Source organism: Actinophytocola sp. (assembly GCF_049647105.1).
GTDB lineage: Bacteria > Actinomycetota > Actinomycetes > Mycobacteriales > Pseudonocardiaceae > Actinophytocola.
Genome location: NZ_JBARWZ010000316.1, coordinates 1 through 13,075 on the forward strand (window position 1 = coordinate 1; position 13,075 = coordinate 13,075).

A 13,075-nucleotide genomic window follows, 5' to 3' on the forward strand; every position below is an offset into this window, starting at 1 on the left:
GGCCGCGGCCGCGGCCGGCCGGGACCCGCTGCGGCTGCCCGCCACCGAGCCGACGGTGGAGGCGATCGCCGCCACCCTGATCGTCGTGGTGGTGGTGTTCGCGGTACTGCTGGTGCCCGCGGCACGGATCGCGCGGCGGGAGTGGCGGGCGCGGCCGAGGGAGCTGCGGCCGTGGGCCGGTGGCTGGATGGCGGCACCCGTGCTCGCCGTGTCCGCGCTGCTCGGCGGCGGGTTCGGCGCCGGGCTGGGCATCGCGGTGCGCAAGCTGCTCGGCACCGAGGGCATGGCGGTGCCCGCCGGGTACCTGCCGGTGACGCTGCTGTGGGGCGCTGGCGCCGTGCTCGGTGTCGTGATCGCGCTCGTGGTCAGCCCGTTCGCGCTGGCCAGGCTGCGGACGATCGACTCGGCGGAGGCCCGGCTGCTGGGGTCGTCGGTGCGGGAGTGGCGGATCGCCGGACGGTTCCGCCGGCACCTGCACCATGTGCTGCTCGGCTGCTCCGGCGCACTGTCCTCGGGTGCCGCGGTGGCGATCTACCTGCGGTTCGTCGATACACCGGACTGGCTCATGCCACTGTCGACGATCGGGGTGCTCGCGCTCGGCGCACTGGCGGGCGGGCTCCTGCGGGCGGTCTACAACGCGGCACGGGCGCCGGAGTCGGGACGGCGACTCGGGGTGATGGCGGACCTGGCGTGTTTCTGGCCACGTGAGGCGCACCCGATCGTGCCGCCCTGTTACGCGGTGAAGGTGGCCCCCGAGGTGGCGGCCCGCGCCGTGTCCCACCTGGCCGAGCCCGGCACGCGGGTGGTGCTGATCGGGGAGAGCCACGGGAGCCTGCTGGTGACCGTGGCGGCGGCGCGGCTGCTGAACTCGCTGAACGAGCCGGAGCGGCGGCGGATCGGGATCGTGACGGTCGGGTCGCAGCTGCAGTGGGCGTACACGCGTGCGTTCCCCTCGGTCCTGCCGTTCTCGGCGATGGGCACGCTGGCGAGCGAGCTGGGCACGCGGTGGCGGTCGCTGTGCCGGGGCACGGACCCGCTTGGCGGCGCGGTCACCACCTGGGCGCGGCAGGTGTACGAGGACTCGTTGCTGGGCATGGGTTTCCGCGCCGACGGCACACCGGGGCCACTGGCGGCAGCGGAGCGAAGCCCACACGGTGCGCTGGTTCTCGGTCTCGACCACTGGCTGCCGGACCCACAGCCGGCGCCGTTGCCGGGGCGGCGGTGGACCCCGGGCGTGCAGCGACACGGGAACTACGCGGCCGACCCGGAGTGGGACCGCGCGGTGGCCATGGCGGCGGGCCTCGACCCGGCCGAGCCACCCACGTTGTTCCCACGGTGAGGGCGCCGAAGTTGTCCACAGCCGCACCAGTTATCCACAGACAAGATCGACAACCCGGAAATGTCACCCCCACCCGGTAGACTGGCATGGCGGGACGCCCCCGGGATCGGGTGGGGGTTGGGCAACGCGCGCGCGAGCTTCTCCCGGGTTTGTCCTCGCCGGGCGGGCACGTCTCCGGGTTGGCAACGGGGTTCTTTGGCATGGGTTGGTCTGTCTGTATTTGGCGTGTTTGCGCCCGGATTCCTTTGGTCCCGCGTTCCAGTTGCCCCGAGCGCGGTGCTCCTGCTCAGAGCGTCAGTAGTGCTGCCGCCGTAGCCTGGTGGCCTGTCTGTGCGAGGAGCCCCGCCGGGCCGAGGCGGCCGTCGCGGTCCACCACCACGCGGGCGTCGCGGAGGATGGGGCCGAGGTTGGCGCGCAGCGCTTTCTCCGTGGCGGCAACGGACTCCGCGTGCCGGAAGACGCCGCCGGACAGCACGAGCGTGGCCGCGCCCTTCGGGCCGAGGCGGCCGCCGATCATCCGCAAGTGGCGCCGGATCGCGAGCGTGGCGGCCAGTTCGGCGATCCGCAGGTCCGCGTCCCGTTCCTCCTCCGTGACCGGCACGAAGTCGACGTTCTCGTTGCGGTGCCTGGCTTTCGCCGTCAGCTCGGTGTCCGGGGGCAGTAGCCGTTCGGTGACCGCCTCGGCGACCACGCCCGGCGCGCTCACCCGCATGCCGATGTCGCCCTCGACCGTCCGCCGGTCGGGCGGAAGCGCGACCGTGGTCTCCGGCGCGTCGTCCATAGTGGAGACCGCGGAGTAGACGTCGGTCGTCGCGCCACCCACGTCCACCACCAGCACCGCGCCGTCTTCTTCCTGTGCCGCGAGGACCGCGACACCGGACAGCACCGCGTCCGGCGTGACCGTGCGCACCAGCTCGCGGAAGCGCGGCCCGCGCGACAGCCCTTTGCCGCCGATCACGTGGGACAGGAACACCTCGCGGATCGCGGCACGAGCGGGCCCAGGCGACAGCTCGCCCACGTCCGGCAGCACGTTGTCGGTCGCCACGACGGTCCGTCCGTCCAATATGGACATAGCGGAGTCCCGGGCGGCCGCGTTGCCCGCCAGCACGATCGGCACCGCAACCCGGGCACGGGCGAGCCGGGTCGCGTTGTGCAGCAGGACCTTCTCGTCACCGCCGTCGGTGCCACCGACCAGCAGCACCACGTCCGGGCGGGACGCGCGCAGGGCGTACACGTTCGGCAGCTCACCCGCCGACACGTGCACGACCTTCGCGCCGGCCGACAACGCCACCCGCTGCCCGGCTTCCGTGCTCACCAGGCGTTCCTGCCCGACGACCGCCAGCCTCAGCCCACCACCGGCCGACGAGCAGGCCAGCACGGTCGCGGCCGACGCGGACAGAGCGGCGGTCACCGCCGCCACCCCGTCCAGCACCTCGGGCGGCGTCGTCTCGTGCTGTGCCGTGCCCAGCAGTTCGCCGTCGTCGGCGACGAGCGCGCCCTTCGTCCACGTGGAACCGACGTCGAGGCAGAGATGGGTCACAGTTGTTTGCCCAGCACCGAGTTCCTCCTGCCGTACACGAAGTACACGACGACCCCGATCGCCATCCAGACGAAGAACCGCACCCACGTCAGGATGGTCAGGTTCAGCATCAGCCACAGGCACGCGAGGATCGCCAGCACACCGATCACCGGCAGCGCGGGCACCTTGAAGGAGCGTTCCAGGTCGGGCCGGTTGCGCCGCAACACCATCACACCCGCCGACACCAGGATGAACGCGAACAGCGTGCCCACGTTCACCATCTCCTCCAGCTTGCCTGCCGGGAAGAACGTCGCGGCCGCCGCGACCAGGCCACCGACGAGGATGGTCGCGCGGACCGGCGTGCCGCGCTCACCGGTGCGGGACAGCGACCTCGGCAGCAGACCGTCCCGCGACATGGCGAACAGGACGCGGATCTGGCCCAGCATCAGCACCATCACGACCGTCGTCAGACCGGCCAGCGCGCCGACCGAGATGAGGTTCGCGGCCCAGTCCACGTCGTTCAGCGCGAACGCCGTCGCGAGGGTCTTGTGCTCCCCGCCTTCGGACGCCAGTTCCGTGTACTTGACCATGCCCGTCAACACCAGCGACACCAGCACGTACAGCACGGTGACGATCGCGAGCGAACCGAGGATGCCGCGCGGGATGGCGTGCTTCGGGTTCTTCGTCTCCTCGGCCGTCGTCGCGACCACGTCGAACCCGATGAACGCGAAGAACACCAGCGACGCACCCGCCAGCAGCCCGAACACCCCGAACGCCGAGCTGGTGCCGCCCGCGAGCCACGAGAACACGGTCTGGTCGACCCCGGTCGACGAGGCGCCGCCACCGGTCTCGCCCGGCGGTATGTACGGGTCGTAGTTCGCGGCCTTGATGAAGAAGAAGCCGAAGATGATCACAAACAGCACGATCACGACCTTGATGCCGGTGATCACCATGCTGACCCGCGACGACAGCTTCGTGCCCACCGCCAGCAGCACCGTCAGCACGATCACCAGCAGCAGCGCGCCCCAGTTGATGGTCACGCTCCCGATGTCGAACGACGTCGTCGCCCCGTCGCCGAAGATGTACACCAGCACCGTCTGCAGGTACTCCGACCAGCCGGTGGCGACCGCGGCCGAGCCGACCGCGAACTCCAGCACCAGGTCCCAGCCGATGATCCACGCGACGAACTCGCCGAACGTGGCGTACGAGAACGTGTACGCGCTGCCCGCGACCGGCACCGTCGACGCGAACTCCGCGTAGCAGAGCGCCGCGAGCCCGCAGGCGATGGCCGCCAGCACGAACGAGAGGGACACCGACGGGCCCGCGAGATCACCCGCGGTGCGCGCGGTGAGCGTGAAGATGCCCGCGCCGATGACGACCGCGACCCCGAAGACCGTGAGATCCCACGCGCTGAGGTTCTTCTTCAGCCGTGAACCCGGCTCATCGGTGTCCTTGATGGATTGCTCGACCGATTTCGTCCGCGCCAACCCCGACCCCGGCACGCCACCACCCCTCCCGATCACCGTCAACTTCGACAGCTGACGATAACGCCGGAACGGAGCCGGTGTCGCGTCCAGCGGATCACCGCCCGCGGGCGGAACCTCAGGACACCGTGACGGCACCCCGCCACGATCCGCCGGGTATCCGCGCCGTCAGCTGGACCTTTAGTTCGGGACAGGCGGGCTGGTGCGGTCCAGGTCGGGTTCCAGGTAGATCAGCCGGGCCGTTGGCACGGACTCGCGGATGCGCTTCTCCGCGCCGTCGATCTCGCTCGCCACGTCCGCCAGCGGCAGGCCCGGCTCGAGCGCGATCTTCGCCGCGACCAGCATCTCGTCCGGGCCGATGTACTGGGTGCGGATGTGGATCAGGCGCTGCACGCGGCCCGCGACGATCGCCTCGCTGATGCGGTCCAGCTCGGGGTTCGTGGCGCCCTCACCGATGAGGAGGCTCTTCATCTCGACGATCAGGATGATCGCGATCACGCCGAGCAGCGCGCCGATCATGAGCGTGCCGATGGCGTCGAACACCGGGTCGCCGGTGATGACCGCGAGGCCAACGCCGAACAGCGCGAACAGCAGGCCGAACAGGGCGCCGGCGTCCTCCAGCAGGACGACCGGGAGCTCCGGCGTGCGGGACTGGCGGATGAAGCCCCACCAGCTCGTCTCGCCCTTGATCTTGCGGGACTCGATGATCGCGGTGCGGAAGCTGTAGCTCTCGAGCCCGATCGCCACCAGGAGGATGACCACCGCCACCATCGGTGAGGTCAGCGGCTCCGGGTGCTGCAGCTTGTGGATGCCCTCGTAGATCGCGAACGCCGAACCGAGCGAGAACAGCATCAACGCGACGATGAACGAGTAGAAGTACCGGTCGCGGCCGAAGCCGAACGGGTGCTCCTTGGTGGCCTTGCGCTGCGACGTCTTCTGGCCGAGCAGCAGCAGGCCCTGGTTGGAGGTGTCCGCGACCGAGTGCACTGCCTCGGCGAGCATCGACGACGCGCCGGTGATCGCGAACCCGACGAACTTGGCCACCGCGATGCCGGCGTTCGCCCCCAACGCCGCGAGAATCGCCTTGGTACCGCCCCCTGCGCTCACCGCTCGCTCCTCACGCCATGTCGGATTTGCCTCAAACCGAGAGAAGCCTAGAGACCCACCCACCCCAATGTCTCGCCAGCCCCAAAACCCACACCCCACACCCCGCGAGTCCACAGTCCAGAACCCGCGAGTCCACGGTTCAGGACCCACGAGTCGGGGGTTCAGGACCCGCGAGTCGGGGGTTCAGGACCCCTGAGTTGGCGCTTCGCGTCTAACGGCGGCAGAGCCGAACCGCCGGTCGCGAACCGAAGACTCGCGCGTCCCCAACCGAAGACTCGCGCGTTCCGAACCGTGGACTCGCGGGTCCCCAACCGAAGACTCGCGGGTTCCGAACGGCAGACTCGCGGGTTCTGAACCGTGGACTCGCGGGCTTGGGTGGGGTTAGGGGTGGCCTGGGGTGGCGGTGAAGGCTCGGGTCCAGGTGTTGGCTGGGGTTAGGGTTATTTCTGGGTCGCTTGCTGGGATCCACATGGCGCGGCCTCTTGGCAGGGCTGTCTTTTCCTCGTCGGCTGCTACCGTCAGCTCTCCGTCGATGGTCACCAGGATGCGGGGGGTGCCGGTCGGCAGTCGGACTGGCGAGGTCTCGTTGCGCCACTCCAGGCGGGACAGTTCGAACTCCGGTGCGCTCGTCCGGTAGACATGCCGGGCGCCGGTTTGCTCGCCAGTCGTCACGGTCATGTCGCCGTAGCCGAAGTCCAGTACCCGCAACAGTTCCGGCACGTCGACGTGCTTGGGGGTGAGGCCGCCGCGCAGCACGTTGTCCGAGTTCGCGAGCACCTCCACCCCGGTGCCGTGCAGGTAGGTGTGCAGGTTCCCGGCGGGCAGGAAGATCGCCTCGCCCGGCGCGAGGACCAGCCGGTTCAGCAGCAGCGCGGCCAGCACCCCCGCGTCGCCCGGATAGCCCTCGCCCAGCTCCAGCGCGGTGCGGCACTCCAGCTCGAACGGGCCGTGGTCCTTGACGTGCCGCACGCACTCGTCGAGCAGCTCCGGCATCAGCGCGTCGATCGCGGGCTGCGGCAGCGTGATCCACGTCGTGAACAACGCGCGCAGGCCCTCGCGGTTCGGGTCCTCGGCGAGCAGCTCCACGTACGGCGACAGGCCCGGCGTCTCGACGGCCCGGAGCAGCTCGACCGTGCGCCGCGGGTCGCGGAACCCGGCCAGCGCGTGGAACTCGGTCAGCGCGCACAGCAGTTCCGGCTTCGCCGTCGGGTCCGGGTAGTTGCGAATGGCCGCGTCCCGGGGCATGCCCTGCCGCTCCTCGCGCGCGTAGCCCTCGGCGGCCTGCGCGTCCGACGGGTGCGCCTGCAGGCTGAGTGGCTCCTCGGCGGCCAGCACCTTCACCAGGAACGGCAGCTTGCCTGCCCACCGGGCGACGACGTCCTCGCCAAGCTGCCCCTCTGGGTCCTTCGCCAGCACGTCCACCAGGGACTCGTCCCCGATCCACGACGGGTCGCCGGGGTGGGCGCCCATCCACAGCTCGGCCTCCGGGTGGGGCGCGGGCACCGGCCTGCCGACGAGGTCGGCGATGGTGGTCCGCGAGCCCCACGCGTAGGGCCGGACGGGGTTCTCCAGCAGCTCCACGCTCACTCCCTCGGCCGCGCGGGCGCGTAACGGGTGGCGCCGCCGATCGTGCCCGCAGCGAAACCCAGGTACAGGGCGGCCAGTTCGAACCGCAGTGCGAGCACGGCGGCGCACGCGGTCACGTCCGCCGTGATCTCCTCTGCCGGTGTGATCAGGTCCGCGTCCGGCAGCATGTCGGCGGCCATCCTGCGCACCGAGTCCGTCGGCGACCCGCTGACGGCCAGCAGGAACGCCCGCAGCGGCGACGCCGCCGACGGATCGAGGTCGTCAGGGTCGGCGAAGATGTCGGTGCCCGCCGCGGCCTGCGCGGCGGCCCGGTGCAGCGCGGTGCGGCTCGCGGCCTGCTGGTAGGCGGCCACGTCGCACACCACGTCGGTGTGGGTGGCGAGCACCTGCGCCGCGTACCAGCCGACCCCGGTCGCGACGTCGTCGAGACCCCACAGCAGCGGCGTGCGCTCGGCCAGCCGCAACGCGAGCGCCTTGGCCGGGTTCACGAACGACTCGTGCTGCATGTGGTCGCGCTCGGCCTCGCGGTCCAGCTCGTCCGCGACCATGTCGAGGTCGGTGCGCAGCAGCTCCAGGGTGGTCGCGGTGAGCAGGCCCGCGGCGAGCGCACGCGGGAACCCGAAGCCGGGCGGCACCGGCACACGCGGCGTGATCAGCACGGCCTTGCCCGCGGCAGCGGCGGCGACCGGCCCGTCCTCCGGCGCGGTCAACACGACCCCGGACCCGTAACGGCCAGCGCGGTCGATCGACTCGGCCAGTTCCGTGTCCCCCGCGTCGTCGGTGTGCGCGACCACCACGTCCAGCGGGCCGAGCCACGGCGGCGCGGTGTCGGTCAGCACCACCGGCACCGGGCACGCGCGGCCCAGCAGCAGCATCAGCAGCTTCGCCGCGTGCGGGCCGAGGCCGGGCCTGGTGAGCAGCACGAGCGCACGCGGACGGTGCCCGGCGAGCCGCGCCATGCCCGCTTCCCTGCCCGCCTCCAGCGTGGCGCGCACCTGGGCACCCGCCCGCGCGGCCGCGGGCAGCAGCCCTTCTACGTCGACGTCGGACAGCCTGCCGGTGTCGTCCAGCAGGGTGTCGTCGACCGCGGCACTCACGTGGCGGCGCCCTCTTCGTCGCTCGCCGCCTCCACTCCCGGTTCGATCGCCTCGTCGAGCAGCAGCACGGGAATGCCGTCCTCCACCCGGTACTGCCGGCCGCAGGACGTGCACGTGAGCATGTCGGCCTCGGGGTCCGTCGGCGTACCGAGGCGCAGCGGCGCGTGGTCGTCCGACGGGCACGCGAGGATCTCCAGGAGCCTCGGGTCCAGCTCTACAGCCATATCGGTCCCCTCCTCCTCAGGCACGGACGATCGCGAGCACCTCGTCGCGGATCGCCGCGACAGCCGTGTCGTCCGCCGCCTCGATGTTCAGGCGCAGCAGCGGCTCGGTGTTGGACGGCCGCAGGTTGAACCAGCCGCCGGCTGGCAACTCCACGGTGAGGCCGTCCAGCTCGTCGGTGGTGACACCGGAGCGGTACGCGAACGCCTCCTTCACCGCGGCCATCCGGCCGGCCTGGTCCTCGACTGTCGAGTTGATCTCGCCGGACGCTGAGTAGCGCGAGTACTCGGCGGTCAGCTCGGACAGCGGCCGCTCCTGCTCACCGAGCGCGGCGAGCACGTGCAGTGCGGCGAGCATGCCGGTGTCGGCACGCCAGAAGTCGCGGAAGTAGTAGTGGGCGGAGTGCTCGCCGCCGAAGATCGCGTCCGTCGTCGCCATCTCGGCCTTGATGAACGAGTGGCCGACGCGGGTGCGGACCGGCTTGCCGCCATGCTCGGCGACGATCTCCGGCACCGCCTTCGACGTGATCAGGTTGTGGATGACCGTGCCGCCAGGGTCCTTCTTCAGCTCCCGCACCGCGACCAGCGCCGTGACCGCGCTCGGCGGCACCGGCTCGCCCTGCTCGTCGACGACGAAGCAGCGGTCGGCGTCCCCGTCGAACGCCAGTCCCGCGTCCGCACCGACCTCGCGGACCTTCGCCTGCAGGTCGACGATGTTCTTCGGGTCGAGCGGGTTGGCCTCGTGGTTGGGGAAGCTGCCGTCCAGCTCGAAGTACATCGGCACGATGTCGATCGGCAGACCGTCGAACATGGCGGGCACCGTGTGGCCACCCATGCCGTTGCCCGCGTCGACGACGACCTTCAGCGGCCTGCTGCCGGACAGGTCGACGAGCGTGTGCAGGTAGGCCACGTACTCGGTGAGCATGTCGCGGGTCTCGAGCCTGCCCGCCGTCCTGCCCTCCGACGGCGGCGTGCCCGCCTCGACCTCGTGCTGGATCTCGGTCAGCCCGGTCTCCTGGCCGACGGGCGCGGCACCGGCCCGGCACAGCTTGATCCCGTTGTACTTGGCCGGGTTGTGGCTCGCGGTGAACATCGCGCCAGGCAGGTTCAGCCTGCCGGAGGCGAAGTACAGCATGTCGGTGGACGCGAGGCCGATCATCACGACGTCGACGCCCTCTCGCGTCACGCCCTCGGCGAACGCGCTCGCGAGCCCCGGCGACGAGGCACGCATGTCGTGCCCGATCACGATCCCTTCGGCACCGGTCATCTGGCGGGCGAACGCCGCCCCGATGTCGCGGACCAGGTCCGCGTCGAGTTGTTCGCCGACGACGCCACGGATGTCGTAGGCCTTGAAGACGCCGGACAGGTCACGCACCAGTGCTCCCCGAGAAGTCAAAGTGTTTGCCTCAGCCGAGCCTACTGGTCTGGCCGTACGTCGAGGTGAGGTGCTACCCAGGGTGCTGCTCGGCGGGTTATTCGGTGACCGGGTTGGGCAGCACACGCAGGTGGCCACGGCGGTTGCCCCCGCTGCTCTGGCGTTCCGGCGCCGGCTGCTCGATGGGCCGGTCCGGGCGGCCCGCCTCGCGGACGGCCTCGGCGAGCGCGGTCAGATCGTCGACGGACGGCTCGGGGACGGCGAACTCGCCGTCGTGGCGGACGACCTCCCAGCCGCGGGGGACCGTGAGGCGCAGCGCGTGCTCCTCGCACAGGTCGTAGCTGTGCGGTTCGGAGTAGGTGGCGAGCGGCCCGACGACGGCGGTCGAGTCGGCGTACGCGTAGGTCAGCGTCGCAACCGCCGGGTGGCCGCACCCGGTCCGCGAACACTTCCGCACGCTCCGCACGATCGTGGACGATAGCGCGTCCTGGCGGAATTGGCCCCTCGCCACACCGTGTTGGATGGGTGGCTTCACGCCCTCGATACGCTCGACACCGTGACCTCGGCAAGCGGCAGGCTCAGGCGGCGACGACGCCCCAACAGGGACCGGCACGGCCGAGGGCTGCGCGGGTCCCTGTACCCGTCGACGCTGCCCGCCGCGTCGACCCGGGCCGAGCGTTTCGACGCGCTGGTGCTGGCCGCGCTGGAACCGATCGAGGCACGCTGGCGGACCGAGCTGACCAAGCTCGACATCGCCGTCGACGACGTCCCGGACGTCAGCGGCGACGAGCCGTCGCTCGAGTCCGACGGCACCCTCACCGACGCAGGCGTGCCCCTCGCCCGGCTCGTCCCGGCGGGTGTGGATCGCAGGGGCATGCCGACGAAGGCGCGGATCGTCCTGTTCCGCCGCCCCCTGGAGGCCCGCGCCCGCGACGGCGCCGACCTCGCGGACCTCGTCCACCACGTCCTGGTCGACCAGGTGGCCAACTACCTAGGCGTGGACCCCACGATCATCGAGGGCGAACCCTAAAAACCCCGCGAGTCCACGGTTCAGAACCCGCGAGTCCACGGTTCAGAACCCGCGAGTCCACGGTTCAGAACCCGCGAGTCCACGGTTCAGAACCCGCGAGTCTTCGGTTCGGAACCCGCGAGTCTTCGGTTCGGAACCGCTGAGTTGGTGGTTCGCGTCCAGCGCTATCAGCTCCGAACCGCAAACTCAGCGGTCCTGAAACCCAGACTCGCGGGTCCCGAACCGTGGACTCGCGGGTTCTGAACCGTGGACTCGCGGGGTTTAGTGGGGTTGGCGGCTGGGGATGGCGGTTAGGGCTGTGAACAGGACCATTGCTGCTTGGGTCAGGAGCAGGACGCTGCGTAGGGCTGTTGGTTGTTCCACCCGCACCTCCGCCGACCTGGTCGGTAGCGAGACCGCCACCAGGTGGTTCCACGCGCGGACGATCGGCACCGGCTTGCCGTCGATCGTCGCCTTCCAGCCCGGTTCCTCCTCCGCCGCGATCACCAGCAGCCGCCCAGCCGGTCCGTCCGACACCCGCACGGCCACCGACGGCGGCGCCGCCTCCACCGGCACGATGCCCGCCGCCCCCAGGTCCGTCGGCGGCTCGCCGCCAGTGACCGCCCGCCGCGCGAGCTCCGGCGACAGCAGCGTCACCTGACCGGCAGCGGGCTGCAGCCGCAGCACCGGCCTGCCGTCGGACATCGCGGGCGCGTCCGCCACCAGGTCACCCGCCGACTCCCGCAACTCGGTCGCCTCCCGTTCGGTCGGCACCACCACGAACAGCACCCCGGCGGCCGCCGCCTGCGCGACGCCGACCTTCGGGTCCGCCACCAGCACCTCCGCGAGGCCACGCATGCCGCTCGCCGCGTCGACCGGCGCCAGGTCGTCGTCACCGAACGCCGGGGTGCGGCCCGCCGTCATCCGGGGCTCGCCGCCGGGCAGCACGAGCACCCACCGGCCGGTGTCCGCCAGCTCCCGCTGCAACGTGCTCGCCAGCCGCGGCGCACCGGTCGACAGCGGGCCTGCCGGCCCAGCCACCACCGCGCCGACCGCCAGCCCCAGCACCCCGAGCACGCCAAGCACCGCGGCGGGCCGCACCCACGAGATCGCGGGCCCACCGGTCCGGCACACGCCGAGCAACGCGTACAGCAGCCCCCACCCGGCGACCACCAGGCCCGCACCCGCCCAGCCGTACATCGCGGAACCGCCGGTGATCGGGGTCGCGCCCATCAGCCGCACCAGCGCGACCGCGCAGCCGCCGAGCACCGCGAGCGCCAGCCCGGGAAACGCGGTCCGCCTCGGCCGCACCACGACCCCGGCCAGCGCGAACACCACCACGACCAGTCCGACGACCGGCCACGCGCCCGGCCCGCCGGGGTAGAGCGACACCAGGTCGATGATCGACGTCACCGGCGTCGGCACCAGCGCACCGAGCCCGTGCACCACCACGCCAGGATGCTGGATCACCACCGCGGGCCACGGCAGCAGCAGCGCGAGCGGCATCAGCACCACCACGAACAACGCGGCCACCCGCCGCCGCCCGGTCCCCCGGTAGCCGGGCACGACCACGAACCCCGCCAGCGCGTACGCCAGCAGCAGCAGGTGCACGAGGGGCGAGAACGCGCCGATGACCGCCAGCCCGAACGCCGACAACGCGGCCGTCGACAGCCAGGCCGTCGAGTTCGTCCTCGACCGGCCGAGCAGCGCGACGATCCCGGCCGTCACCGGTGGCACCAGCAGGTGCGCGACGACCACGTCGAGCCTGCCCTGCGCGACCGCGGCCGTCGCGGGCGGCAGCAACGCGTACGCGGCGGCGATCAGTGCACGCGCCCAGCGGTGCACCGGCAGCCGCCGTGTCGCCACGTAGGCGAACAGCCCGGACAGCGGCATGCTGCCCAGCAAGAGCATGGCGACGGCCGCCTGTGTGCCACCGACGGGCGCGAGCACCGCCCCCAGCCCGCCGATGATCGCGAGCGCGGCGGGTGCGGGCGACGCGGTCCCGCCCGCCACGGGGTGCCACGTCCCGAGGTAGGAGGACCAGGTCGCGGTGAGGTCGGGCACCGGAAGCAACCGCCCGCCCGCGAGGTCGAGCCCGAGCCGCCCCCAGTTGACGTACAGCGCCACCGCGAGCAATCCGAAGAACAACAGGACCGGCGGCGCCAGCAGCACCTGCCGCGCGAGCCGCGCCCGGTCGACCTCCACGAGCACCAGGTCCGGCCTCGGCGCGGAGCCGTCCCTTGGGACCGGCGACGGGCGCCGGTGCGGGCTTGGCCGCATCCCGTACGGCGTCTCCGCGTCCGGCACGGTCAGCGACACGGCCACCGCGGTCGGCGG

The 13,075-nt window shown here is 71.7% G+C and carries 9 protein-coding genes and 2 pseudogenes; 2 read left to right on the forward strand and 9 right to left on the reverse strand.

Features of this window, described 5'->3' with window-relative positions; all coding sequences use genetic code 11:
• A pseudogene (locus WBA97_RS39110) lies at positions 1-1,339 on the forward strand (hypothetical protein); the annotation flags it as partial.
• Between the two features lie 286 nt (positions 1,340-1,625).
• Here the strand turns inward: WBA97_RS39110 and WBA97_RS39115 are convergent.
• The 8 genes from WBA97_RS39115 to WBA97_RS39150 form a co-directional block, all read right to left on the reverse strand.
• Complete coding sequence (locus tag WBA97_RS39115) at positions 1,626-2,879, reverse strand: glutamate mutase L (protein ID WP_424236163.1); 1,254 nt, start codon at positions 2,877-2,879, stop codon at positions 1,626-1,628.
• Positions 2,876-4,360: an amino acid permease gene (locus tag WBA97_RS39120; RefSeq protein WP_424236165.1), complete on the reverse strand. Its 1,485-nt coding sequence runs from the start codon at positions 4,358-4,360 to the stop codon at positions 2,876-2,878. The genes WBA97_RS39115 and WBA97_RS39120 overlap by 4 nt, the downstream gene beginning before the upstream one ends.
• Before the next feature lie 162 nt (positions 4,361-4,522).
• Positions 4,523-5,449 (reverse strand): cation diffusion facilitator family transporter, encoded by a 927-nt coding sequence (locus WBA97_RS39125; protein WP_424236166.1) that lies wholly within the window; start codon positions 5,447-5,449, stop codon positions 4,523-4,525.
• Positions 5,450-5,830: 381 nt separating this feature from the next.
• Entirely contained in the window at positions 5,831-7,030 is a 1,200-nt protein-coding gene (gene manA / locus WBA97_RS39130; protein WP_424236168.1) for a mannose-6-phosphate isomerase, class I, read from the reverse strand.
• A gap of 2 nt (positions 7,031-7,032) precedes the next feature.
• Positions 7,033-8,133, reverse strand: coding sequence for a hypothetical protein (locus WBA97_RS39135; RefSeq protein WP_424236170.1), 1,101 nt, complete (start codon positions 8,131-8,133; stop codon positions 7,033-7,035).
• A complete protein-coding gene (locus WBA97_RS39140) occupies positions 8,130-8,357 on the reverse strand; it encodes a Trm112 family protein (RefSeq protein ID WP_424236172.1) in 228 nt (75 codons plus the stop codon). The genes WBA97_RS39135 and WBA97_RS39140 overlap by 4 nt, the downstream gene beginning before the upstream one ends.
• 16 nt (positions 8,358-8,373) lie before the next feature.
• Entirely contained in the window at positions 8,374-9,729 is a 1,356-nt protein-coding gene (locus WBA97_RS39145) for a phosphomannomutase/phosphoglucomutase (protein ID WP_424236174.1), read from the reverse strand.
• 97 nt (positions 9,730-9,826) lie between these two features.
• A complete protein-coding gene (locus tag WBA97_RS39150; protein WP_424236175.1) occupies positions 9,827-10,195 on the reverse strand; it encodes a DUF3499 domain-containing protein in 369 nt (122 codons plus the stop codon).
• Positions 10,196-10,285: 90 nt separating this feature from the next.
• On the opposite strand from WBA97_RS39150, the gene WBA97_RS39155 reads away from it, so the two are divergent.
• A complete protein-coding gene (locus WBA97_RS39155) occupies positions 10,286-10,759 on the forward strand; it encodes a metallopeptidase family protein (RefSeq protein WP_424236177.1) in 474 nt (157 codons plus the stop codon).
• A gap of 261 nt (positions 10,760-11,020) precedes the next feature.
• Here WBA97_RS39155 and WBA97_RS39160 read toward each other — a convergent pair.
• Positions 11,021-13,075, reverse strand: a pseudogene (locus tag WBA97_RS39160) (glycosyltransferase); the annotation flags it as partial.

Coding starts and splice junctions, on each gene's coding strand:
- WBA97_RS39140 (WP_424236172.1), bottom strand. CDS start 8,357: ATGGCTGTAGAGCTGGACCCGAGGCTCCTGGAGATCCTCGCGTGCCCG.